Raw genomic sequence first — 23,493 nt, 5'->3', positions numbered from 1 at the left:
CCGCCGGCCGGCGCCGTCCGGGTCGGCCAGGCCCTCGTGCGCGCCGGGCCCGACCCGGCCGACCGAGCCGGGGGTCGGCTGTCCCGGCCGTACGGTCTCCAGTGCCGGATCGGTGGCGTCGGCCGGCTCCCCGCCGCCGGCCCCCGACCGACCCGGCCCGGCGGCACCGGACGGGTCAGACCTCACGCAGTTCCTCGACCTCGTCGGCGCAGCCGAGCATCAGGCACACCTCGGCGGTCACGTCGGCGGGCATCATGCCCTCCTGCGCGCAGAGGTTGAGCAGCTTCTGCGCGGGGATGCCCAGGTCGGCCAGGATGTCGGCGTCGCCGACCGGGTCGGCCTCGGGGTCGACGGCGGGCTGCTCGCTCTCCTCGTCGCCGGAGGGGGCCGGGCGCGGCTCGTCGGTGTCGTCCATCCCCGTCACCGAGGTCTTGAGGTCTCCCACCAGCAGCGCGCCCAGCCGGGACTCCTCCGCGTACGCCGAGTCGGAGCCGAAGACCCGCAGGTCCTCCCCCTCGTCCAGGCGCAGGATCACCAGGTAGGCGTCGTCCGCCTCGACGAAGAGCAGCGACAGGTCGGCGTCCTGGTCGACGTCGCGCAGCCGGTCGGCGACGTCGTCGACGTCGGTGACGCCCCGCAGGTTCACCTCGGCCGCGGTCCAGCCGCCGCCGTCACGCACGACCGCCGCAGCGAAGTACGACACGGTCCCCCCAAAAGCCTCGGCACGCCGACCCGTTACGCGTGCACGTTAGCCGGTCGGGTCGGCAGGCGACCGGTCAACGCCCCGAAGGGCCGGTCAATCCCGAGGAAACTCTCGTCAGCCGGCGACGCGACGGCGGGTGGCGATGAGTTCCCGCAGCCGCTCGCTCCGCACCCGCTGCGGCCGCTCGCGCTGGCGGACCGCCCGGGCACCCGCCAACTCGGCAAGGAGCTGTTGGCGACGACGGCTGCGCTCGGGATCGAGCCGCGGAGTGGTCCAGGCCATACCGCCGAGAGTGCCGAGTCCGGGCGGCCACGTCAAGACGGGATTCGCTGCGCAGCCGACCCGCGACGCAGCGCAGCCGCGCCCGCCGTCCGGACCCACTCGTGACCGGGGCCTACCAGAGCGGCCAGTCCCCGCTCGACGCCCAGCGCACCGCCACGACGGCGGCGGCGATGCTCCACCCGCCGGCGGTGACGATCGCGACCCCGGTGGCCACCCCCCGGTCGCCGGCGCGGACCAGCAGCAGCGCGGCCAGCCAGGCCAGGCCGCCGGCCGCCACCGTCCACCAGGCGTACTCGGACACGCTGCGGCCGAGCAGGCCGAACAGGAGCAGCCAGACGGTCGCCGCGCCGCCGCCCACGGCGACGCCCACGCCGGTGACCGGGTGCGGCTCGCGGTAGGTGGGGCGCGACGGCGGCCCGGCGGGGAAGAGCCCCGAGGGGGCACGCGGCGCCGGGCGCAGGTCCGGGTCGGGCGGGAAGGCGTACGGTCCGGTCGTCACCTGCGCCTCCCCTCTGCCGTGCGGCTCGTCCCACCGTACCGACTCTGTCAGGATGTCCGGATGCCCTCGCCGACGATCCGACGCCGCCGCGCGCGTCCGGCGTACCCGGTCCTGCTGCTGCTCGTGCCGGTGCTGGCCGCCGGCTGCGCGACGAGCCGGCCCGGAACGGCACCCGGCACCCCCCGCCCGAGCCTGCCGGCCACGGCCGCGCAGCCGTCGCCGTCGGCCGCCGTCCCGACCGGCGCCGCCGCCCCGACCGGCGCGTCGGCGGCGCCGGCCCGCGCCGGGCTGCCGCACGTCTTTCCGGTACGCGCGGCGAACGTCGCCTACCACCCGACCCACTCGGCCTACCCGGGAACGGACATCTTCGCCGACTGCGGCGAGCCCGTGGTGGCGGTGACCGACGGCGTCGTCCTGGAGGTCAGCCGCGTGGACCGGTTCGACAAGCGGGGGCCGCGAGGGCCCTACAACGGCGGGCTGTCGGTCTCGCTGCTCGGCGACGACGGGGTGCGCTACTACGGCTCGCACCTGCGCCGGATCGCCGACGGGATCGACGCCGGCGTGCGGGTGCGGGCGGGGCGGCTGCTCGGCGAGGTCGGCCGGACGGGCAACGCGAACAACGTCTGCCACCTGCACTTCGGCATCTCCCCGCCGTGTACGGGCCGGGACGGCTGGTGGATCCGGCGGGGCGTGGTCTGGCCGGCGCCCTACCTGAACTCGTGGCGGCGCAAGGGCAACCGCGAGCCGGCCGCCGAGGTGGCCGCGTGGCACCGCCGGCACGGCTGCCCGAAGGCGCCGGCGGCGACCGGCTGACCGCGCCGCCGGCCGTCCCCGCGACCGGCGGCGCGGAGGCGTATTTTCCATGGAATGAGCGCCCGGGACCCGATCGCCGATCTCCGCCGGATCGCCTTCCTCCTGGAGCGGGCGAACGAAGCGACCTACCGGGTCCGGGCGTTCCGGTCGGCGGCCACGGCCCTCGCCGCGCTGCCGGCGAGGGAGGTGGCCGAGCGGGCCCGCACCGGCAAGCTCACCGAGCTGTCCGGGGTCGGCGACGTCACCGCCCGCTGCGTCGCCGAGTCGCTCGCCGGCGAGGAGCCGGTCTACCTGCGCCGGCTGGTCGCCACCGAGGGCACCGACCTCGACGCGGCGGCGACCGCGCTGCGCACCGCGCTGCGCGGCGACTGCCACACCCACTCCGACTGGTCCGACGGCGGCTCCCCCATCGAGGAGATGGCGCTCGCCGCGGTCGAGCTGGGCCACGAGTACGTGGTGCTGACCGACCACTCGCCCCGGCTGAAGGTGGCCCGGGGCCTGACCGCGGACCGGCTGCGCCGCCAGCTCGACCACGTGGCGAAGGTCAACGAGGCGCTGCCGGAGGGCTTCCGGATCCTGACCGGCATCGAGGTCGACATCCTCGCCGACGGTTCGCTGGACCAGGACGAGAAGCTGCTGGCCCGCCTCGACGTGGTGGTCGGCTCGGTGCACAGCGGCCTGAACGACGAGCGGGCGAAGATGACCCGGCGGATGCTCGCCGCGATCACGAATCCGCACCTGGACATCCTCGGCCACTGCACCGGGCGGATGGTGTCGTCCCGGCCGGCCGGCGTGCAGGGGCCGGGCGACCGGGCGCACCGGCCGCGTACCCGGTCGGAGAGCGACTTCGACGCGGACGCCGTCTTCGCCGCGTGCGCCGAGCGCGGGGTGGCCGTGGAGATCAACTCTCGGCCGGAGCGACAGGACCCCCCGAAGCGGCTGATCCGCCGGGCCCTGGAGGCCGGCTGCGACTTCGCCATCAACACCGACGCGCACGCCCCGGGGCAGCTCGACTGGCAGCGGTTCGGCTGCGAGCGCGCCGCCCTCTGCGGGGTGCCCGCCGACCGGGTGGTCAACACGTGGGACGCCGACCGGCTGGTCGACTGGGCGCGCGGGCACGCCGCGCGCTGAGCCGTCGCCTCGCCGGCCGCCCGGGCCGGTACGCCCCGCCGAGACCGCGCGGCACCGTGCAGCGGTAGGTGGCCCGCGCAGACCGCGCGGCGACGCCGGCCGGTGCCGTTCAGCGAGGGGTGGCCGGCACGATGGCCGGCGCGGGCGGCGCGGCGGCGTCGGCCGCCGCCCGACGCCGGCCGATCAGGCCCTGCGAGACGGCGACGCCGAGCAGCACGATCAGCGCGCCGACCGGCTGGTGCCAGGTGAGCCGCTCGCCGAGGGCGAGGGCGCCGATCAGCACCGCGAAGACCGGGATCAGGTAGGTCACGGTGGAGGCGGTGCTCGCACCGGCGACCCGGATGTTGCGCATGTTGATGACGAAGGCGAGGCCGGTGCCGAGCGCGCCGAGCGCCAGCACGCTGGCGACCACCTCGACCGAAAGGCCGGTCGGCGCCGGCGGCGCCCCCGCGACGAACGGCGCGACGACCGCGAGCTGGGCCGCCGCCATCAGCAACTGCGCCGCCGAGAGCGAGAGCCCGGAGTGCGTGCTGCCGGCGACGAACTTCTTCTGGTACGGGATGGCGACGCCGTAGCAGGCGGCCGCGCCGAAGCACATCAGCTGCCCGACGAAGTGTGCCCCGCCCACGCCCTGCCAGACGCCGAGCACCACCAGCACGCCGACGAAGCCCAGCGCCAACCCGACCGCGCGGCGGACGGTCAGCCGCTCGGTGCGGAACACCAGCACCGCCAGCGGCAGCACGATCAGCGGGGTGGTCGCGTTCCAGATGCCCGCGAGCATCGACTCGACCCGCTGCTCGCCGTAACCGAAGAGGGTGAACGGCACGGCGACGCCGAACGCGGCGACCACGGCCAGGTGCGCCCAGACCCGGGGTTCGGTGGGCAGCCGGTCACGGAGCACGGCGAGCACCACCAGCAGCGTCACCGCGCCGGCGCCGACCCGGTAGAGGGTGAGGTGCAGCGGATGCAGCTCCTCGACGCCGACCTTGATGAACAGGAAGCTGGAGCCCCAGATCGCCGCCAGCGCGACGAACCCGGGCAGCCAGCTCCGCAGCGCCGCCCGGTCAGGGGTGATATCCGCTGTCACTCCTGACACTCTGCCCCAGCCCTACGACAATGTCCCGCGACTTTCGGACGCCGTGTCGACCACCACAGCGACCGTCCTACCGGTCGGGATCGCGCCGTCGCGACGCTGCCACCGGGTGTCTTCGCCGACGGCGGACCGGCGCGCCGTCACCTGTCCGGACCGACCGCGCGACCGCTGCCCTGAACACCGCAAACACGCTCGACAACTCGGCGGCCGCGTCGCGTAGGGTCGCAGCGTGGGACGAATCGATGACCTCGCGAACCGGTACGTGGCCGACTGGGCGCCGCTGAGCCCGACCGGCGCCACCTACGTCGGCATTGCCGGCTACGACGGCCAGCTCGACGATCTGTCACCGGACGGGTACGCCGCCCGGGCCGGGCTGATCCGACAGACCCTGGCCGACCTGGACGTGACCGAGCCGGAATCAGAGTCGGAACGGACCGCCAAGGAGGCCATGCAGGAGCGGCTCGGCCTCGACCTCGCCCGCTACGAGGCGGGCGAGACGACCAGCGAGGTGAACGTGATCGCCAGCGGCCTGCACGAGGTCCGCATGGTGTTCGACCTGATGCCCACCGAGGGCGACGACGCCAGGGCCAACATCGCCGCCCGGCTGAACGGCTTCGCGGGCGCGCTGGAGGGCTACAAGGCGACGCTGCGCGAGGCGGCCGCCGCCGGCCACGTCAGCTCCCGGGTGCAGTTGGTCGAGGTCGCCAAGCAGTGCGACATCTGGACCGACCCGGACGGCGACAACTTCTTCCACGGGCTGGTCGAGCGGCTGGGCGCCGACGGCAGCCTCGGTGCCGAGTTGCGCCGGGGCGCGGCGGCGGCGACCGCGGCGACCGCCGAGTTCGGGCAGTTCCTCCGCACCGAGCTGGCCCCGCTGGGCCGGGAGAAGCAGGCCGCCGGCCGCGAGCGCTACGAGCTGGCCTCGCAGTACTTCCTGGGCGCCAGGGTCGACCTCGACGAGACGTACGCCTGGGGGTTCGAGGAGCTGGCCCGGCTGGAGGCCGAGATGCGGGCGGTGGCTGCCCGGATCGTCGGCCCCGGCGCGACCATCGACGAGGCGGTCGCGGCGCTGGACGCCGACCCGGCCCGGACCATCCAGGGCAAGGAGGCGTTCCGGGACTGGATGCAGGCGCTCGCCGACAAGGCGATCAGCGACCTGAACGGCACCCACTTCGACATCCCGGAGCAGGTCCGCCGGATCGAGTGCTGCCTCGCCCCGACCAGCGACGGCGCGATCTACTACACCGGCCCGAGCGAGGACTTCTCCCGCCCCGGTCGCATGTGGTGGGCGGTGCCGCAGGGCGTCACGGACTTCTCCACCTGGCGCGAGGTGACCACCGTCTACCACGAGGGCGTGCCGGGTCACCACCTCCAGGTCGCCCAGACCGCGGTCCGCGCCGAGCTGCTCAACCGCTGGCAGCGGCTGCTCTGCTGGGTCTCCGGGCACGGCGAGGGCTGGGCGCTCTACTCGGAGCGGCTGATGGACGACCTGGGCTACCTGGACGACCCGGGCGACAAGCTCGGCATGCTCGACGGGCAGGCGTTCCGGGCGGCCCGGGTGATCGTCGACATCGGCATGCACCTGGAGCTGGAGATCCCGAAGGACAACCCGTTCGACTTCCACCCGGGCGAGCGCTGGACGCCGGAGCTGGGCTGGGAGTTCATGCGGGCGCACTGCCGGGTGCCGGACGAGAACCTGCGCTTCGAGCTGAACCGCTACCTCGGCTGGCCGGGGCAGGCCCCCTCGTACAAGGTGGGCGAGCGGATCTGGCTCCAGGCCCGCGACGAGGCGAAGGCCCGCAAGGGCGCCGACTTCGACCTGAAGGAGTTCCACCGCCAGGCGCTCGACCTGGGCTCGCTCGGGCTCGACCCGCTGCGCCGGGCGCTCGCCCGCCTCTGAGGTGCGGTGCGGGGCCGGAGGGACACCGGCCCCGCATCTCGATGTCGGAGGACCGTCGCCCACCTGCCACGGTGGGCGACGCCCGACGACCTGCTACCGGTCCCCGGCCTCGCCGTCGCCGCCCCGCACGGGCGCCCCGGACGTGACCTCCTGCTGCTCTTCCGACGCGGCGGCGTCGCTGTCGTCGGCGCGGTGCCGCGCGGCGGCGGTGGCCCGCCGGCCCGAGAGCACCAGCCAGAGCCCGACGAGCAGCGCCAGCGCACCGATGACCGCCAGCCCGAGCGGAATGGTCCGACCGATCAACTGCAACTTGTCCCGGTTGTTCCCGGCGGACTCCACGCTGTTGGCGATGGTCTGGTCGGTGTAGACGAAGTCGGCGTCCAGCAGCGCGGTGGCCGTGCCCTGGTCCGGCACCAGCGTCTTCTTCTGCTGCTCCCGCACCTTGACGAAGTTGCCGCTGACCGGCTCGACCCAGGTGGTGCGGGTGTTGCTGTACATCACCTTGCCGCTGGTCGCGCCCGGCGCGAACGCCCCGAGCAGGCCGCTGACCCGGTCGGCCGGCAGGCCCAGGTCGGTCTCCTCGATGACCTGCTGGAACCGGTACGCCTCGATGCCGTCGACCTTCTCGGTGCCGTCGAACCGGATCGGCAGCGCCTTGCGCACGTCACGGTCGAAGTACTCGTAGTCCTTGCGCTCGGTGTGGAACGGGAACTTGTAGACCTGCCCGCCGAAGGTGACCTCGCTCGGCCCCTCCGGCCCGTCGGCCTGGAGGAACTGCTTGTCCCACTCGACCGCGGCAGCGGTCCGCCGGTCCAGCGCCAGCTCCGCGGAGTACTGGCTGATCACCTCACCGGTCTGGGTCCACTTGACCGTGCCGAACGCCCCCCAGACGACCGCCTCGCCCTCCAGGTCGCCGGTCATCTCCGCCTCGGTGACGCCGGCCTGCGGCGCCACCTCGGTGGTGGCCTCCAGCGTGCCGGTCTGGACCGTCGGCGGGGCGTCCTTCTTCAGCTGCAGGAACTTCGCGTTCTCCGCCACCGCGACGCTCGGCTTCAGGCAGCCCTCGGGCTTGCCCTCCGCGTTGCAGAGCGTGAGGTCGTACGGCAGTTTCGTCACCGTAGGTGCCACGAAGAACGCCGCTCCCGCGGCGAGCACGAGACACAAGACGCCTATCCCGAACAGCACGGCGCCTAGGCGAGCCTTCACTGATCCTCCCAACAAAGACAGTCAGCCGGTGTCCGGCGAGGGGGTCCTGTCCCTAAACTTGGCCGCAGGTTACTCCCGGGTTACATATTCACGCGACCCTCTGGACGGTTGATGTCTGCCCCAACCACCGATCAGGGCCTCCGCCGGCTGCCCGCGCTCGACGCCGTACGGGTGATCGGCGCCCTGGCCGTCGTCGGGCACCACGTCGGGTTCGCCACGGGCGCGAACACCAACGACTCGGGGCTGGGCAGCTGGCTGTCCCGGCTCGACGTGGGCGTCGCCGTCTTCTTCGTGCTCTCCGGGTTCCTGCTCTTCCGCCCGTACGCGCACGCGCTGGCGTCCCGGCAGCGGCCCCCGTCCGCCCGGCGCTACCTGTGGCGACGCGCGACCCGGATCCTGCCCGCGTACTGGGTGACCGTGGTGGTCTGCCTGCTGGTGCTGCCGCAGAACCGGCCGGCGCCCGCCGGCGACTGGTGGCGGCACCTGGCGCTGGCCCAGATCTACGAGCCCCGACAGTTGCGGCACGGCCTCAGCCAGACGTGGAGCCTCGCCACCGAGGCGGCCTTCTACCTGCTGCTCCCGCTGCTGGCCACGCTCCTGCTCGGCCGGCGCTGGCGTCCCGGCCGGGCGACCGTCGTCATCGTCGTGGCGGGGCTGGCGGTCACCGCCGGCTGGGTGGCCCTGATGGGGCTCGGCCTGCTCGACCTGGGCCTGCACACCATGTGGCTGCCGTCCTACGCCAGCTGGTTCGGGGCCGGCATGGCGCTGGCCACCGTCCACGTGTCGCTGCGCACCGGCACCGGGCACCGGTGGCGGTGGCTGGACGACCTCGGCACGGCACCGCTGGCGTGCTGGTCGGTCGCACTGGCCGCGCTGGCCGTCGCCACCACGCCGATCGTCGGGCCCCGGGACCTGGCCGAACCCACCACCGCCCAGTTCGGGCTGAAGATGGCGCTGTACGCCGTGGTGGCGGTGATGCTGGTGCTGCCGGTGGCGTTCGGGCCGGACACCCGGACCAAGGCCGTCCTCGGTGGCGTCGTCGGCCGGTGGCTCGGTCGGGTCTCCTACGGGCTGTTCCTCTGGCACCCCTTCGTGCTGGAGGGGGTCTACCTCCTCACCGACCGGCCGAACTTCACCGGCGACACGGGCCAGATCTTCCTGCTCACCGTCGCCGGCGGGCTGGTCCTCGCCGCACTCAGCTACTACGCCGTCGAGCGCCCTTTCCAGCGCTGGAACGGGCCGTGGCCGCGCCGCAGCGGGAGCACGGCCGAGAACCAGAGCACCGTCACGGCCGCGACCGCCGCCAGCTGAGGCGCCGCCGCGGTGTGCCCGCCACGGGTCACCGCGTACCAGCCGGCCAGCGCGAAGCAGCCCACCGGCAGCCAGCGTGCGGCCACCCGGTACAGCCGGTGCAGCCGGCGCCGGTCCGGCGGGTGCAGCTGCGGCTCCAGCACATGACCGGCCAGCACACCGGCCGTCGCCAGCATCGCGACCGCGACCGCTGCCAGGCCACCGAACAGCAGCAGCGCCACCCCACCGAAAGCCAGGGCGAGCAGTCGGTGCCGGCGGCGACGTGCTGGAGCCGCCGGCGGTGGCGGGACACGCCGGCTCGGCAGCGCGGCGGCCACCCCGACCCCACCCAGCAGGATCGCGCCGACGCCCAGCGCCACGGCGTAGCCGTCGTCCGGGGCGAACCGGAGCAGCACCTCGCCGGAGAAACCGGCTGGCACCAGCCAGCCCTGCTGCCAGCCGTCCACCACGAACGGGGTGAGCCGCCTGCCGCCCGCGGTGGCCTCCCACCCCGCGTTGGCGTTCTCCCGCAGGGCCAGCACCCGCTGGCCCGGATACGCGTCCAGGTGCAACGACCGCCGGGTGGCCGCCCAGCCGTCCACCCGGACCGGGGTCTGGGTGGCCTCCGGCGCGCCCGCCGTGCCGGCCGCGCCGCCGTCGGTGGGCCCCGGAACGACGGCGTCGGGGGTGAGGACGAGCCGGGTCGGCGTCGCCAGGCGGCTCGCCGTCGCCACCACCCGCACCTCCCCGCCGGCCAGCGGCAGCGGATCCTCCGCACGCGCACCGCAGAGCACCGCGTCCACCTCGCGCAGCTCCACCAACTCCCGCCGGCTGGCCACCAGCGCCGTCCGGCGCCGGTGGGTCCCGACCTCGACGGTGGGCCCGGTGCCGCAGGGAAGCGTGACGTGCTCCTCCGGGTCGTTGCGCAGCACCGGGCCCTCGGGCAGCACGATCAGCTCGCCCACGCCGACGGGCAGGCTCCGCGACAACCGCCGGTACGGGTCGAAGGTGTTGGCCGGCACGACGTCGGAGATCAGCACGGTGATCTGGTCGGTCTTCAGCGGCCGGTCGAAGACCAGGCTGCCGCCCTCGTCGAAGACGCCGCCGCGCATGCCGCCGTCCCCGATCACGGTCGCCTGCCACGGGCGGGCAGCCGCTGCCGTGGGTGGCAGGGTCACCTTCAGCCCGGCGATCTGGCGCGCCTTGGGCCAGGTCAGGCGCAGCCACGGCTGCCGGTCCGACGCGGCGGCGTACCACGTCGTCGCCGGGTCGCCGTCGACGACCGCGCCCGGCCGGGCCGCGGGGTGGGGAACGCCGATGCTGGAGGCGGCGACCGCCGGGCTGACGCCGCGCGCGGCGGCCGCCTCGCCACCGCCGTCGAGCAACGCGTTCAAGGCGCTCCCCGCTCGTGGGCGTACCCGCAGCGCCACGTCGTAGCCGGCGGCGATCGGCAGGCTCAGCGTCCGGTCGATCCGGTCGCCGTCCTCGGACTCCCTGGCGAGCCCGCCGTCGCAGATCGGCCGGCCCTCGTCGAAGACGCAGGGCGAGGCGCCGGCGGCGGCCGTGAGCACCACGGTCGCCGGGGCGGCACTGGCCGGCGGCGCCGGCACGGCCAGGGTCCGCTCGACCCGCAGGCCGGGGATGGACAACTCGGCGATGCCGACGCCGCCGAAGCCGGCCCGGATGTCGAAGACCTGGTCGACGGAGACCCGGACCCGGCGGGTCGGGTGGCCGGCGGGCACCGTGACCTGAACGCTCTGGCCCGGGTTCTCCACCACCGCCTGCTGGTTGCCCGCGGCGACGGTGATCCGGGTGGGCAGGGAGTCGGCGCCGGTGTCGAAGGTGAGCCGCACATCGCGGACCACCTGCGGCTCGGTCAACTCCACCTCCAGCCACTGCTCGGTGGCCAGGGTGCCCGGCGCCGAGCGCCAGGAGGTGGCGAGGCTGCCGTCGAGCGCCGCGTACGGCTGGTGCGCCGGCCGGCCGCCGACCAACGGCTGGGCGTCCGACCAGGAGCTCGACGCGGTGACCGACTCGATGCCGAGGTAGCGCACGGTGGTCGCCTGGTCCTCGCCCCACGGCGGCAGGTAGTCCCGGGCGGGCGCGCCGAGCCGCGACTCGTCGGCGCCCGTCATGGTCGCCGAGGCGTTGTCGTGCGGTTGGCCGAACGCGACCTCACGTCGACGCAACCCGTCGGTGAGCACCACCGGGCTGCCGACCAGACCCGCCGGCCGGTCCCCGGCCAGCACCGTCGGGGCGTCCGAGAGCCGGCCGGCCGCGGCGACCTGGAGCAGCGACTCCGGCCCGCCCACCACGGTGGTCAGCCCCTCCGTGCCGTACGCGACGACCGGGCTGACCGGCTTCTCGACCTCGTACACCTCCAGGGCCCGGACCTTCACGTCCAGCCCGTGGTCGACGAAGTTGCCGGGCAGCTGGCCGCCGCCGACCTCCGGCCCGAAGGCGCGCACCGCACGGATGCCGGGTGAGCGTTGCAGCGCCTGCCGGACCACCACCGGCTGGGTGGCCCCGGAACGCCCGTAGTCGAGATCGGAGCGGAGCAGCAGGTACCGCACGCCCGAGCGGGCGAGCAGGTCGGCCAGCCCGGCGGAGCCCTCGCCGTTGGCCAGCGCGGCCTCGACGGTGTCGAGCAGGCGGATCGTGCCCGGCGGGGTGAGCGGCACGGAGCTGCGCACCGCCCAGCCGCTCCCCAGCAGGGGCTGGGTGACCTCGTCGCTCGGGCTGCCCCAGAGGTAGCGGGGGAAACGGGCGCCGGGCACCACCAGCACCCGGTCCATGCCGAGGTTGCGGTCCAGCCAGGACGCCGCCTGGTGCCAGTAGCCGGGCACCTCGCGGAAGCTGCCCTGGGCGGGCAGCCCGGCGGCCAGGGCGGGCGCGGCCACCCCGGCGACCGCGACGAGGGCGGTGCCGGTGACCAGGGTGGCACGCAGCCGCACCGGCTGGAGCAGGCGGGGCAGGCCGGGGTTCAGGTCGGGCCGGTCGGCCGCCCGGGCCGCCCGCGCCACCAGCCCGAGCAGGTGGGCCAGGCCGAGGATGAGCGGCAGGCGGAGCACCACGTCGAACTTGTGCACGTTGCGCAACGGTGCGCCGGCCGCGTCGAGGAAGTCCCGCTGCGTCTGCGCGCCCAGCCCGTCGACCGCGCCGACGTGACCGAGCCCGACCAGGGCCAGCCCGACCAGCAGGCCGGTAATCAGGAGACGCCGGTGTGGCATGCCCCGCCGGGCCAGGCCGACCAGGCCGAGTCCGGCGACCACCAGGGTCGCGACGACCAGCGGTTGCTCGGTGGCCAGCCGCCAGCCGGCAGACCAGGGCGGCCCGTACGCGCCGTTGAGGTACGCGTGCCAGTGCGAGGCGCCACGCAGCACGGTGGTCGTGTCGGTGGGTGCGGTGGTAACCGGCGCCGTCTCGATGTAGTCGAGGAACGGCGGACTGTACCGGCCCAGCAGGAGCAGGGGCACCAGCCACCAGGCGGTCGCCGCGCCCACCGCCAGGCCCCAGGCGACCAACGCCGTGACCCGCAGCCGGAACGGGTGCAGGCCGACCAGCAGGAGGCCGGCCAGCGGCACGACGGCCAGTACCGCCGTCGCGTTGACGCCCCCGGCACACGCCACCACCAGCGCGGACCGGGTGACCGCGCGGCGCACCGACCCACCTCGGGCCAGCCCCACCAGGGGCACCAGCACCCAGGGGGCGAGGGCGCTCGGCCACGCCTCCACCGAGATCGGGCCAAGCTCGGTGACCAGCCGGGGGGAGAGCGCGAAGGCGACCCCGGCGACCAGCCGGGCCCCCGGCGTGCCGATGTGCAGCCGCTCGGCCAGCCGGACCACGCCGGTGCAGGCCACCGTCATGAGCAGCGCCCACCAGAGCCGCTGCACCACCCAGGCCGGGATGGCGAGCAGCTTGCCGAGGAGGAAGAACGGGCCCATCGGCCAGAGGTAGCCGTACGCCTGATTCTGGAGCTGGCCGAAGGTCCCGTCCGGGTCCCAGACGTGCAGCGCGCGACTCAACCATCCGGCCGGATCGACCGCCAGGTCCACTTTGGTATCGATGACGATCATGCCCGGATCCTGGAGGAACGCCAGGGCCGACAAACCGAGACAGACCGCGACCAAGCGAAGACGCCACACCCTTCTCGATGTGTCGTCCGGCCGATCAGTCAGCTCCGGACGGGCCGGCGCCTGCTGCATGTCGCCTCCGATGGGGCATTGCGGGGGGCGTGACGAAGCCCATAGTGTGACGCGACGCGAAGACTACTCGGCAGTAGGAGTAAGTGTGGAAGCACCGCCTGCCGCCAACCGGCACGTACTTTTCCTCAACTGGCGTGACATCCGGAACCCCGAGGGCGGCGGCTCGGAGGTGTACGTCGAGCGGATCGCCGGGGAACTCGTACGCCGGGGCCACCGCGCCACGCTGCTGTGCGCCACGCACTCCGCCGGTCCCGCCGAGGAGGTCACCGCCGACGGGGTGCGGGTGCTGCGTCGCGGCGGCCGGCACACCGTCTACCTGCGTGCCGCGTTGGTGTACCTGGCCGGAGCGCTGGGCCTCGGGCCGCTGGCCCGGCGCCGGGGTGGCCGGCCGGACGTGATCGTGGACGTGGGCAACGGCCTGCCCTTCCTCTCCGCCCTGTACGCCCTCTGTCCGGTGATCGCGCTGGTGCACCACGTGCACCGGGAGCAGTGGCCCGTGGTGCTGGGCCGCTGGCTGGCCCGCTTCGGCTGGTGGGTGGAGTCCTGGCTGGCCCCGCGCGTCTACCGCCGGTGCCGGTATGTGACGGTCTCCGAGGCCACCCGCCGGGAGCTGGCCAGCCTCGGCATCGACCTCGCCCGCATCGCCGTCGTGCACAACGGCACGCCGGACATGCCCGTCGGGCCGGTGCCGCGCACCCCGCACCCGTCCCTGGTGGTGCTCGGCCGGCTGGTGCCGCACAAGCAGGTCGAACTGGCCCTGCACGCGGTCGCCGGGCTCGCCGGCGAGCTGCCTGGCCTCACCCTCGTGGTCGCCGGCCAGGGCTGGTGGGAGCCGCACCTGCGCCGGCTCGCCGGCGAACTGGGCATCACCGACCGAGTCCGGTTCACCGGGTTCGTCAGCGACGCGGAGAAGGGGGAACTGCTGGCCAGCGCGTGGGTCGCGCTCACTCCCTCACTGAAGGAGGGCTGGGGGCTGACCATCGTGGAGGCCGGGGCGGTGGGCACGCCGACGATCGCGTTCCGCGGCGCCGGCGGGGTCGAGGAGGCGCTCGTCGACGGCGAGACCGGCCTGCTCGCGGACGACGTCGACGACTTCGTCGCCAAGGTGCGGGTGCTGCTCACCGACGACGCCCTGCGTACCGCGATGGGCGCGGCGGCGCGGGCGCACGCGGCCCGCTTCACCTGGCCGGTCTCGGGCGAAAAATTCGCGGCCCTCGTGGCGAGGGCCGCGAACGTTCGGGCGGTGGTGCCGGCGGAGCAGATGGAGCCGGTGGAGCCTTCCTACCTCGCGCCGTAGACCAGCGGCTTGTTGGCGCCGCCGCTGCCGCCGTCCGAGCTGGTCCGCGCGGACTGCTCGGCCTTGGCGGCCTCGGACGACGAGGTGCCGGTGAGGGTCGTGGCCAGCGCCACCGACCCGAAGACGCCGAGAGCGACCGCGATCACTCCGGCGAGAACCAACGAGAGAGCACTGCGCATGGTGCTGACTTCCTCCTCGTGAGCTGCGTGCGCGGGACGTTACCACCAAGTAGCGACGGTGGGGAGGGCCGCGAGGACGATCGATACCGGCCGGTGGGGGCGCTCCGGTCAGCCGCCCGCCATCGGGTTCTCGTACAGGGTCAGGTCCGTGCCGGCGTACACCTCGCGGAGCCCGACCAGCATCGCCGGGTCCACGCGGTGGCCGCCGACCACCCGTTGCACCACCACCCAGCGCACACCGGTGGCCGTCACCGGAGCACCGGTGGCGAGCACCCGCCGCACCTGCGCCGCCCGCGGATTCTCCCCGCTCACCTCGCTCGGGCCGACCCAGAGCGTGTCGTCGACGAGGACGTCGGCGTCGACGTAGCGGGGCAGCGGGTCGAGCACAGTCCGACCACCGTTCCACGGATACGCCCGGTAAGCCCCGAACGGCAGCGAGAGCACCTCGCCCGGCCGGCCGTCGAGGCGGGCGGCGACGGCGTTCCAGTCCGCCGGATAGGCCACCGGTCGCAGCCGGCCGGCCGCGCCGAACGCCAGGTCCGGCAGCACCACTACGGGCAGGACCAGCGCCCCGGCGAGCAACGCGCCCGCGCCCACCCGACCGGCCCGACCCGTCGCCTCGGCCAGCCGCTCCACGCCGAGCGCGAACCCGACAGCGACCAGCAGGGCGTACGGGACGAGGAACTTCTGCCCGTCGCGCAGCACCCCGGCCCCGGGCACCGTGGCCACCGACCACTCCAGCAGCCCACCCAGAACGGGCAGCACGCCCAGAGCGGCGAGCAGGAAACCGCCGGCCGCCAGCCCGGCGAGCCGGTGCGCGAGCCCGCCCGCCCACCGGCGGCTCAACGTCCGGTAGCCGAGGACCGCCACGGCCAGCACGACGGCGGTGGCAACCGGCGCCAGCGGGGACGAGCGGCTCTCCGGCGTCGTCTGCGCGTTCCAGATCCCGCCGGTGCCGGCCAGCGCGCCGAGCGCGCCGCTCCAGTTCTCCGCCCGCGCCGCGAACGCCGCCACCCCGTCGGGGTCGGTCCGGGCATCCGCCCGGGTCAGGGCCGCCGCCACCAACCAGGGCGCGTTCAGCAGCAGCACGAGTCCCACCGCGGCTGCCCCGACCCGGCCCCCGGCCCGCCGCGGCACCAGCACGACGGTGCTGGCCAGGGCGATGAGGCCGCCGGTCGGGGTCACCGCCGCGGGCACGGCGGCCAGCACCAGCAGCGGCAGCGCCCGCCGCCCACCGGCCCGCAACCGGATCACCGCCGACACCAGCCAGGGCAGCGACGCGTACGCCAGCAGCAGGCCCCAGTGCCCGATCAGCAGCCGTTCCGCCAGGTATGGCGTCCACACGTACCCGACGGCGGCCACCAGCCGGGTGACCGGGTGCCGCGCCGGCACCAGCAGCCCGGCGCCGACGGTGGCGAGCAGCAGCACCGCGACCAGCACCAGCCGCTGCACCAGCCAACCGGGCACCACCTGACTGGCCAGCGACACCAGGGCGTCCAACGGCACCGCCCGGGGCAGCGAGTCGGACGGGACGACGAGTTCCGCGCGCCACGGCTGGTGCGGCACGAAGACCATGTCGTAACTGAGCACGTATCCGGGCGCCACCAGCGGAGCCAGCACCAGCAGGGTGACGGCCAGCCCGAGCCCGGCGAGCATCGACCTCTCCCGCAGGGTTGACCTCCTCACTACGCTGACCGGGCGTGGCACCGGCGTGGCGCCACTGTACGTGCGCCCGCCGCACGGCCGGGAGTGCCGGCGACCCGGGGCGGTGATGGGGACGGATCAGGACAGGGGCGGCCGGGCGACCGGTCTCGGCGCCGCAGGGGTGGCGGTGACGCTGGCCGGCGTCCTCGTCAACGGGCTGGCCTACGTGGTGCCCGTCCTCGGCGCCCGAAACCTCGACCCGGCGGAGCTGAGCGCGCTGGCCACCCTCCTCGCGCTGGGCGCGATAGGCGGTGTGGCCGGCACCGGGCTGCAGATCGCGGTCGCCGTGCACCGGGCCCGCCACGGCCGCGCCGCCACCACCCGACCGACCCTGCTCACGCTTGTCGTCACCGCCGCGCTGCTCGCCGTGACGCTGCCGGTGGCCGCCGTGCAGCTCCGGCTGGCCGCCCCGGCGGTGCTGCTGCTCGGCGTGCTCACCGTGGCGGTCGTCGCGGCCGGCCGCTGGCTCGGCGAGTTGCAGGGCGACCAGCGTTTCCTGCGGCTCGCCGGCGGCATGGCGCTGCTCGGCGCCGGCCGCTACGGGGGCATGGTGGCGGGGCTCTCGCTCGGCGGCGGGCTCACCGGGTCGCTGCTGGCCGGGGCGGTCACCTCGGTCCTGGTACTCGCCCTGCTGGTACGCCTCAACCGGGGCGCCGGCATCGACCCGAAGGCACCCTCCCTCGCCACCCGGACCGTGCTCACCGCCAGCGGCGCCACGCTGGCGATGCTGGTCGTCTCGTACGTGGACCTGCTGCTCGCCCGCCGCTTCCTACCGCCGGACGTCTCCGGCACCTACGCCGTCGGCACCGTACTGACCAAGGGCGCCCTCTGGGCGCCGCAGGTGGTGACCGTGATCGCGCTGCCCCGCCTGGCGAAGGGTGACCGCCGCGCCCTGGTCACCGCGCTGGCCCTGGTCGCCGGCGCCGGGGCGGTGCTGGTGCTGGGCTCGGCGCTGGCCGGCGAGCTCGCCTTCCGCCTGGCCGGCGGCCCGGCGTACGCCGGGTCCGGCCGCTACGCCCCGCTCTTCGCCGCCACCGGCGCCCTGTACGCGGTGGTCTTCATCCTGGTGAACGCCCGGGTCGCGGCATCGGCCCGGTGGCCCGCCGCTCCACTGTGGCTGTCGACGGTGGTGTACGTGGCCGCGGTCGCGACCGTCGTGCCACGGACCATCGCCGGGATCGCCGGGGCGGCCCTGGTGACGGCGGCGGTCACCGCCGTGGCGACCGGGCTGCTGACAATGGCTCACGAACGCGGCGACAGGTCGAAACCCACCCGGACGGCCACTACCCACCCACCGGAAGCACATGTCACAGTGCGGGACGGATAACCAGGAGACGGGGGGTTCTGGTGAGCGTCCGCATGACCACGACCGGATCCCGCCGACGGAGAGACCGTCCGCACATCCGCTGGCTGCTCGTGCTGTACGCCGCCGCGCTGGTGGTCACCCTGACCGCCGGCGTTCCGGGCCGTGCGCGGGCCGAGGGCGGCATGTCGGCCGAGCGGCTCACCGCCCTCTTCGACCGCTACGGCGACACCTCGGGCAGGTGGAACGGCGCCGACCGGACGGCCTCCGTCCGACTCCCCGACGGCCGGCTGCTCTGGCTCTTCTCCGACACCTTCCTCGGCCCGGTCAATCCGGACGGCTCCCGGCCCGACACCGCGTCGTTCATCAACAACTCGGTGGTCGTGCAGCAGGGCGACGAGCTGCGCGAGACCGTGCACGGCGGCACCGCCGAGGAGCCCGCTTCGCTGGTGCCACCACCGGCCGCCGACCAGTTCCACTGGGTCGGCGACGCCCAGGTCGTCGGCCAGGGCCTCCAGATGCTGGTCAACCGCTACCGCCGGACCGGCGCCGGCCCGCTGGACCACGTCCTGCTGGGCACGTCGCTGGCCACCTTCGCGTTACCCGGCCTGGTTCCCACCGCCGTCCGGCCGCTGCCGCTGGGGCACCGGATCTCCTGGGGCTCCGCGCTGCTCCGCGACGGCGGGCACACCTGGATCTACGGGACCGAGGCGAGCGGCGAGACCAAGTTCGCGCACGTGGCCCGGGTCGCCGGGGACGATCTCACGGGCCCGTGGGAGTTCTGGACGGGCAACGGCTGGGCGCCCGAGGTGGACCGGTCCACCCGCGTCCTCAGCGGCGTCGGCACGTCGTACGGGGTGCAGCGGGTCGGGGACCGGTACGTGCTCGTGACCCACGAGAACAACCTCGTGTTCAGCGGCGACCTCGTGGCCTACTCCGCCGCCGGGCCGACGGGGCCGTTCGACGGGCCGGACTACCTGCACAGCGCTGCGGAGACCGACGCCGGGCACCTCGTCTACGACGCCGACCTGCACCCCGACCTGGCCCGTCCGGGAAAGCTGCTGATCTCGTACAACGTCAACAACGTCGACGACGCGGTGACGTACGCCGACGCCGGCGTCTACCGGCCGCGTTTCGTCGAGGTCGACTGGCCCCGCCCCCGGCCGGACCGGGCCGACGTGCCGCCAGCTCCGGCCGCGCTCACCGCCGACGCGCGGGGCGCGGGCAACGCCGAGCTGCGCTGGCGCCCCGTCAGGGCCGATGACGACCCGCGTTACCTGGTCCACCGCCGAGACGTGACCGCCGGCCAGACCCACTTCGTCCGCATCGGCGAGCCGACCGCCGAGCCCCGCTTCTCCGCCGACTTCCTCGTCAACGGGCACGAGTACGAGTTCCGGGTGACCACACTCGGGCGGCGGGGCGAAGGCCCGCCGTCGTCGGTGGCGCGGATGACCGCCACCGTGCCGCCACCTGCGCCGCCCGGCGGGCTGCGGGCGACGGCCGGGCGGACCGGGGACGTCGCGGTGCGCTGGGACCCGCTGCCGTTCGTCCAACTGTTCCGGCTGTACCAGCGCGACGTCACATCGGGCCAGCGGGCACCGGCCCTGGTCGGCACGTTCACCGGCACCAGCGCGACCGTCGACTCGCTGTGGCACGCGCGGATGTACGAGTTCACCGTCGTCGCGGTCGGCGGCGGCGGGGACAGCCAACCCTCCGCGCCGGTCCGGGCCACCGCGTTCGTCACCCCGCCGGCCGCGCCGGCCCGGCCGACCGCCAGCCCCCAACCGGACGGCGACATCCGGCTCAACTGGGCCGGCCTCGGACCTGGCGTCTCCTACCGCGTCTACCGACGGGACGTGACGGCGGGCGAAACCCGCCTCGGCTCGCCGTCGCTGGACACCAGGGCGAACCACCTCGCCCGGTACCTCCGACACGACCACGAGTACGAGTTCGCGGTCAGCGCCGTCAACAGCGGCGGTGAGGGGCCCCTCTCCCCGCCGGTACGGGCCCGGGCGCGGTTCACCGCACCGGAGGCGGTGCCGACCGCCCTGCGGGTGACGAAGATCGGGCCGGGTCAGGTGGAGCTGGCCTGGCGCTCGACCAACCCCGGCGGATGGCACCGCGTCTACCGACGGGACCTCACCGCCCGGGAGCGGGACTTCACCGAGGAGAAGGTGGCCGTGCAGGGCACCGAGGCCACCATCCACCAGCTGCGCAACGGCCACGAGTACGAGTTCGCGGTCGCCGCCGCCAACCAGGCCGGTCCGGGTCGGCTGAGCAGGCCGGTCCGGGCCACGCCGCGGCTGCCCACGCCGAGCGGGCTGGCGGTGACGGCGAGCGGCAACGGCGAGGCGCGGCTGAGCTGGCGTCAGGCCGGCCCTGGCCTCGCCTACCGCGTCCAGGTCCGGGATGTCACGTCCGGCACGAGCTGGCGGACGGATCCGTACCCCGTGGCCGGAACCGACTTCACCGCCGTACTACTGACCCGGGGCCACCGCTACGAGTTCCGGGTCGCGGCCACCGACGGCGTCGACACGGGCCCGCCGTCCGCGCCCGTCGCCGTGCTCGTGGAGTGAGTCAGGCTCCGGCGGCGAGCCAGGATCGGAGCAGATGGTGGTCGATCGAGTCGACCCGGCCGAGCGGCGACCCGGCGGCCACCCGCTCGCGCAGCTCGTCCCGGGTGAACCAGCGCGCCTCCAGCAGTTCCACGCCGTCCATCCGCACCTCCTCGGACGCGGCGGTGGCCCGGAAGCCGACCATCAGTCCCGCCGGGAACGGCCACGCCTGCGACCCCACGTACGTCAGGTCGGTCACCGTCACCCCGGCCTCCTCGGCCATCTCCCGCCGGACGGCGTCCTCCAGGCTCTCGCCCACCTCCACGAAACCGGCGAGCGTCGAGTACGCCCCCTCCCGCGCACCCGCGTGCCGGGCCAGCAGGCAGCGGTCCGGTGCTCCGGGCGCCTCGACCAGCACGATGACCGCCGGTTCGATCCGGGGAAAGAGAAGCCGGCCGCAGTCCACCCGGGTGCAGGACCGGACGTGTCCCCCGCCCCGGGCGACCGTCGACGCCCCACAGGCGCCGCAGAAGCGCTGCTGCCGGTGCCAGTGCAGCAGCCCCCGCGCGTACGCCTGGACGGCCGCCTCGGCCGGACCGAGCCGGCCGACCAACGCACGGACGTCCACGGCGGCGCCCGCCCCGGCCGCCTCGACGGCGGCGGCCTCGGACAGGCCGGAAAGGTCCACCGCGAAGACGGCCGACGTGTCCTCGCCCATGCCCAGGAAGGCGGTCTCGTCGGCGAGGGCGAGCACCCCGGCCGCCAGGTCGCCGGTCAACCGCACCGGCACGTCCTCCGCGACCAGGCAGCGGTCCCGCCAGAACGGCAGGACGACGCTGCCCGGGTCGGCCATCAGCGCCGCGATCCGCTCCGGGTCGGCGCGCAACTCCCCCGCCCGGTCCAGCCAACCGCCGCCGTACGCCAGGACCGCCTCGTCCGCTCGCATGCCCCTACCGTGCCATGACCGCCGCGCCCCGCGCCCGGGCGGCCCCCCGCCGACACGCCGCGCGACACGCGCTGCCGCAACGGGAGGGGCGCAGACTGCCGCCGTGCCGGGCCGCCGGTTACCGTAGGTGTCTTCCGGGCGGGGCGAGCGCTCCCCCCAGTGTGGTATGCCCCGATCGAGGTGACCGTGACGCTGTACGGCGAGAAGAACCCACCCGCCGACGACCGGCCCACCGTGCAGGTCACCGCGGTGACCTGGCCGGGTGACGAGCCGGAACCCGTCGTGCCCGCCGGCCGACCGGGCGGGGGGTCCCGGTCCCGCCGGGTCCGCCTGCTGCTCGCCGCCGGTGTCGCCACGGCGGTGCTGGCCTCCGTGGCGGGGGTGGGCGCCTACGCCTACGCCGGTGACGTGCCCCGCGGGACGACCGTGCTCGGGGCGGAGCTCGGCGGCCGGAGCCGCGCGGACGCCGCCCGGGAACTGCGGGCGGCACTGGACCGCCGAGCCGCCGAGCTCGCGGCCCCCCTGTCGGTACGCGTCGGCGAGCAGACCGCCGAGATCGTCCCGGCCGAGGTCGGCCTCGCGGTCGACGTCGACGCCACCGTGGCGGCGGCGGCCGAGGCGGACGCGCACGCGGTCGACCGGCTCGTCGGGTCCCGCGCGGTCCAGCCGGTGGTGACCGTGGACGTCGCCCGGCTCGACGCCGCCCTGAAGAAGGTGGTCGGCGACCAGGGCCGGAAGATGACGATGCCGGCGATCACCTGGAAGGGCACCACGCCGAAGGCGGTGCACCCGAAGCCGAGCCTCGCGCTGGATCCGGAGCGCTCCGCGCAGGTGGTGCGGGAGGGCTGGCTGAGCCGCCAGCCGGTGACCGTGCCGCTGGTCGAGACGCACCCGGCGACCACCGCCGAGGAGGTGGACCGGCTGGTCGCCGAGCTGGCGGAGCCGGCCGTCGCCGCGCCCGTCACGCTCACCACCGACAAGGGTTCCGTGCAGATCCCGCCGAAGGCGATCGCGAGGAGCCTGCGGTTCACCGCCGACAAGGCCGGCAAGCTGACCCCGCAGGTCGACGTGAAGCGGCTGCGCGCCGCGCTCGGCGACGACCTAACGACGATCGAGGTGCCGCCGAAGGACGCCCGGATGACCATCTCCGGGGGCAAGCCGAAGGTCGTCGACGGCAAGCCGGGGCAGCAGCTCGACAGCGCCGCCCTCGGCCGCGACCTGCTGGCCGTCCTGCCGAAGGCGGAGGACCGCAAGGTGACCGGCGAGCTGAAGCCGGCCGAGCCGGAGCTGACCGCGGAGAAGCTGGCCGGGCTCGGCATCAAGGAGCGGGTGTCCACGTTCACCACCCGGTTCACCGGTGGGCTCTCCTCGCCGCGCAGCCAGAACATCATCACGATCGCCAAGGACGTGGACGGCACGGTCGTACTACCCGGCGAGACGTTCTCGCTCAACGGGCACACCGGTGAGCGCGGCTACGCCCAGGGCTACCGGGACGCCCCGGTCATCCTGAACGGCAAGCTGGTGCCGGGCGTGGGCGGTGGCACCTCGCAGTTCACCACCACGCTGTTCAACGCGACCTACTACGCGGGCCTCGAGGACGTCGAGCACAAGCCGCACTCGTACTGGTTCAGCCGGTACCCGGCGGTCATCGAGTCGACCATCTTCTGGCCGGACCTGGACTTCAAGTTCCGCAACAACACCGAGTACGGCGTCCTGATCGACACCTCGTACACGTCCAGTTCCATCACGGTGTCCGTCTGGAGCACCAAGATCTGGGACAGCGTGAAGACGGAGTACAGCCCGCGGCGCAACATCACCCAGCCGAAGACCGTCTATCTGGAGCCGGGCCCCACCTGCATCCCCGCCAGCGGCAGCCAGGGCTTCACCCAGGACGCCTTCCGGGTCATCAAGAAGGACGGCAAGGTCGTCAAGCGGGAGAAGTTCACCTGGCGCTACGACGCCGAGCCGCGCTTCATCTGCGCCCGCGAGCCGTCCTGACGTCCGTCCCACTCCCGCACGTCGCTGCCCCGCCTGCCCCGCCGGCGGGGCAGCTCCTTTCCGGCGTACGCACACCCGCGCGGCCTCTGTTTCTCACCAGGCGGGGATCTCCGCTGGGTGCGTGACTCCTTCGCTTTGATCGGCCGGGCGTGGCGTGGGCCTGCCTCAGTTCGCGTCGCGTTGGTGTGGCGCCCGAGGCGGGTGGGGTGGGGCGCTGCCTGGGGCGTTTGTTGCGGTGTCGGGTGGGTGCTGCCTGGGGGCGCTTGTTGCGGTGTCGGTGGGTGGGGGTGGGGCCTGGCCGGGCCCCCCCCCGGCGGGGGGGGGGTGTATCACCCCCCCGCGCCCCCCCCCCCCCCCCCCCCCCGGGGAAAAAAACCCCCCCCCCAAAC

The 23,493-nt window shown here is 74.6% G+C and carries 17 protein-coding genes; 8 read left to right on the top strand and 9 right to left on the bottom strand.

Annotation, left to right across the window (positions count from 1 at the left end; genetic code table 11):
• Window positions 1-175: 175 nt before the first annotated feature.
• The 3 genes from ACGF5C_RS20710 to ACGF5C_RS20700 all read right to left on the bottom strand — a co-directional run bounded on the left by ACGF5C_RS20710 (window position 176) and on the right by ACGF5C_RS20700 (window position 1,484).
• Window positions 176-703: a tRNA adenosine deaminase-associated protein gene (locus tag ACGF5C_RS20710; protein WP_393303857.1), complete on the bottom strand. Its 528-nt coding sequence runs from the start codon at window positions 701-703 to the stop codon at window positions 176-178.
• A gap of 114 nt (window positions 704-817) precedes the next feature.
• A complete protein-coding gene (locus ACGF5C_RS20705) occupies window positions 818-985 on the bottom strand; it encodes a hypothetical protein (protein WP_350709602.1) in 168 nt (55 codons plus the stop codon).
• 112 nt (window positions 986-1,097) lie between these two features.
• Window positions 1,098-1,484 (bottom strand): hypothetical protein, encoded by a 387-nt coding sequence (locus ACGF5C_RS20700; protein ID WP_393268567.1) that lies wholly within the window; start codon window positions 1,482-1,484, stop codon window positions 1,098-1,100.
• A gap of 60 nt (window positions 1,485-1,544) precedes the next feature.
• Here ACGF5C_RS20700 and ACGF5C_RS20695 point away from each other — a divergent pair, with 60 nt between their 5' ends.
• Window positions 1,545-2,297 carry a M23 family metallopeptidase gene (locus ACGF5C_RS20695; RefSeq protein WP_393303855.1) on the top strand — a complete coding sequence of 251 codons (753 nt, stop codon included), beginning with the start codon at window positions 1,545-1,547 and terminating at the stop codon, window positions 2,295-2,297.
• A 54-nt stretch (window positions 2,298-2,351) separates the two neighbouring features.
• On the top strand, window positions 2,352-3,428 hold the full coding sequence (locus ACGF5C_RS20690; RefSeq protein WP_393303853.1) for a PHP domain-containing protein: 1,077 nt from the start codon (window positions 2,352-2,354) through the stop codon (window positions 3,426-3,428).
• Between the two features lie 109 nt (window positions 3,429-3,537).
• On the opposite strand, the gene ACGF5C_RS20685 is transcribed toward ACGF5C_RS20690, so the two are convergent.
• The gene (locus ACGF5C_RS20685) at window positions 3,538-4,515 is read right to left on the bottom strand and encodes a DMT family transporter (protein ID WP_393303851.1); all 978 of its coding nucleotides are present in this window, start codon (window positions 4,513-4,515) and stop codon (window positions 3,538-3,540) included.
• 235 nt (window positions 4,516-4,750) lie between these two features.
• On the opposite strand from ACGF5C_RS20685, the gene ACGF5C_RS20680 reads away from it, so the two are divergent.
• A complete protein-coding gene (locus ACGF5C_RS20680) occupies window positions 4,751-6,421 on the top strand; it encodes a DUF885 domain-containing protein (protein WP_393303849.1) in 1,671 nt (556 codons plus the stop codon).
• A gap of 93 nt (window positions 6,422-6,514) precedes the next feature.
• Here the strand turns inward: ACGF5C_RS20680 and ACGF5C_RS20675 are convergent, their stop codons facing one another.
• Window positions 6,515-7,606: a DUF3068 domain-containing protein gene (locus ACGF5C_RS20675; RefSeq protein ID WP_393304063.1), complete on the bottom strand. Its 1,092-nt coding sequence runs from the start codon at window positions 7,604-7,606 to the stop codon at window positions 6,515-6,517.
• Between the two features lie 132 nt (window positions 7,607-7,738).
• On the opposite strand from ACGF5C_RS20675, the gene ACGF5C_RS20670 reads away from it, so the two are divergent.
• A complete protein-coding gene (locus tag ACGF5C_RS20670; protein ID WP_393303847.1) occupies window positions 7,739-8,938 on the top strand; it encodes an acyltransferase family protein in 1,200 nt (399 codons plus the stop codon).
• Here ACGF5C_RS20670 and ACGF5C_RS20665 read toward each other — a convergent pair.
• Window positions 8,830-13,122: an alpha-(1->3)-arabinofuranosyltransferase family protein gene (locus tag ACGF5C_RS20665; RefSeq protein ID WP_393303845.1), complete on the bottom strand. Its 4,293-nt coding sequence runs from the start codon at window positions 13,120-13,122 to the stop codon at window positions 8,830-8,832. The two genes, ACGF5C_RS20670 and ACGF5C_RS20665, sit on opposite strands and share 109 nt — an antisense overlap.
• An 85-nt stretch (window positions 13,123-13,207) precedes the next feature.
• Between ACGF5C_RS20665 and ACGF5C_RS20660 the strand changes: the two genes are divergently transcribed.
• Window positions 13,208-14,419 (top strand): glycosyltransferase family 4 protein, encoded by a 1,212-nt coding sequence (locus ACGF5C_RS20660; protein WP_393303843.1) that lies wholly within the window; start codon window positions 13,208-13,210, stop codon window positions 14,417-14,419.
• Here the strand turns inward: ACGF5C_RS20660 and ACGF5C_RS20655 are convergent.
• Together ACGF5C_RS20655 and ACGF5C_RS20650 are read right to left on the bottom strand one after the other, a co-directional pair.
• On the bottom strand, window positions 14,404-14,598 hold the full coding sequence (locus tag ACGF5C_RS20655) for a hypothetical protein (protein WP_350709619.1): 195 nt from the start codon (window positions 14,596-14,598) through the stop codon (window positions 14,404-14,406). The two genes, ACGF5C_RS20660 and ACGF5C_RS20655, sit on opposite strands and share 16 nt — an antisense overlap.
• Window positions 14,599-14,706: 108 nt before the next feature.
• On the bottom strand, window positions 14,707-16,254 hold the full coding sequence (locus ACGF5C_RS20650) for a hypothetical protein (protein WP_393303841.1): 1,548 nt from the start codon (window positions 16,252-16,254) through the stop codon (window positions 14,707-14,709).
• A 115-nt stretch (window positions 16,255-16,369) separates the two neighbouring features.
• Between ACGF5C_RS20650 and ACGF5C_RS20645 the strand changes: the two genes are divergently transcribed.
• A complete protein-coding gene (locus tag ACGF5C_RS20645) occupies window positions 16,370-17,629 on the top strand; it encodes a polysaccharide biosynthesis protein (RefSeq protein ID WP_393303839.1) in 1,260 nt (419 codons plus the stop codon).
• 32 nt (window positions 17,630-17,661) lie between these two features.
• Complete coding sequence (locus ACGF5C_RS20640; RefSeq protein WP_393303838.1) at window positions 17,662-20,181, top strand: fibronectin type III domain-containing protein; 2,520 nt, start codon at window positions 17,662-17,664, stop codon at window positions 20,179-20,181.
• 1 nt (window position 20,182) lies between these two features.
• On the opposite strand, the gene nudC is transcribed toward ACGF5C_RS20640, so the two are convergent.
• Window positions 20,183-21,106, bottom strand: coding sequence for an NAD(+) diphosphatase (gene nudC, locus ACGF5C_RS20635; RefSeq protein ID WP_393303836.1), 924 nt, complete (start codon window positions 21,104-21,106; stop codon window positions 20,183-20,185).
• Between the two features lie 180 nt (window positions 21,107-21,286).
• Here nudC and ACGF5C_RS20630 point away from each other — a divergent pair, with 180 nt between their 5' ends.
• The gene (locus tag ACGF5C_RS20630; protein ID WP_393303834.1) at window positions 21,287-23,104 is read left to right on the top strand and encodes a VanW family protein; all 1,818 of its coding nucleotides are present in this window, start codon (window positions 21,287-21,289) and stop codon (window positions 23,102-23,104) included.
• The last annotated feature ends 389 nt before the right edge of the window (window positions 23,105-23,493 follow it).

This window comes from Micromonospora sp. NPDC047620 (assembly GCF_043205005.1).
In the GTDB taxonomy this organism is placed as follows: Bacteria; Actinomycetota; Actinomycetes; order Mycobacteriales; family Micromonosporaceae; genus Micromonospora.
Note: the sequence above shows the minus strand (reverse complement) of the source record. Positions and strands in the feature narration are given on the sequence as shown.

Bases quoted from the DNA above. Each gene is read 5' to 3' on its own strand.
- ACGF5C_RS20705 (WP_350709602.1), bottom strand. From the start codon at position 985: ATGGCCTGGACCACTCCGCGGCTCGATCCCGAGCGCAGCCGTCGTCGC.
- ACGF5C_RS20695 (WP_393303855.1), top strand. From the start codon at position 1,545: ATGCCCTCGCCGACGATCCGACGCCGCCGCGCGCGTCCGGCGTACCCG.
- ACGF5C_RS20690 (WP_393303853.1), top strand. From the start codon at position 2,352: ATGAGCGCCCGGGACCCGATCGCCGATCTCCGCCGGATCGCCTTCCTC.
- ACGF5C_RS20670 (WP_393303847.1), top strand. From the start codon at position 7,739: ATGTCTGCCCCAACCACCGATCAGGGCCTCCGCCGGCTGCCCGCGCTC.
- ACGF5C_RS20665 (WP_393303845.1), bottom strand. From the start codon at position 13,122: ATGCAGCAGGCGCCGGCCCGTCCGGAGCTGACTGATCGGCCGGACGAC.
- ACGF5C_RS20655 (WP_350709619.1), bottom strand. From the start codon at position 14,598: ATGCGCAGTGCTCTCTCGTTGGTTCTCGCCGGAGTGATCGCGGTCGCT.
- ACGF5C_RS20650 (WP_393303841.1), bottom strand. From the start codon at position 16,254: ATGCTCGCCGGGCTCGGGCTGGCCGTCACCCTGCTGGTGCTGGCTCCG.
- ACGF5C_RS20645 (WP_393303839.1), top strand. From the start codon at position 16,370: ATGGGGACGGATCAGGACAGGGGCGGCCGGGCGACCGGTCTCGGCGCC.
- ACGF5C_RS20640 (WP_393303838.1), top strand. From the start codon at position 17,662: ATGACCACGACCGGATCCCGCCGACGGAGAGACCGTCCGCACATCCGC.
- nudC (WP_393303836.1), bottom strand. From the start codon at position 21,106: ATGCGAGCGGACGAGGCGGTCCTGGCGTACGGCGGCGGTTGGCTGGAC.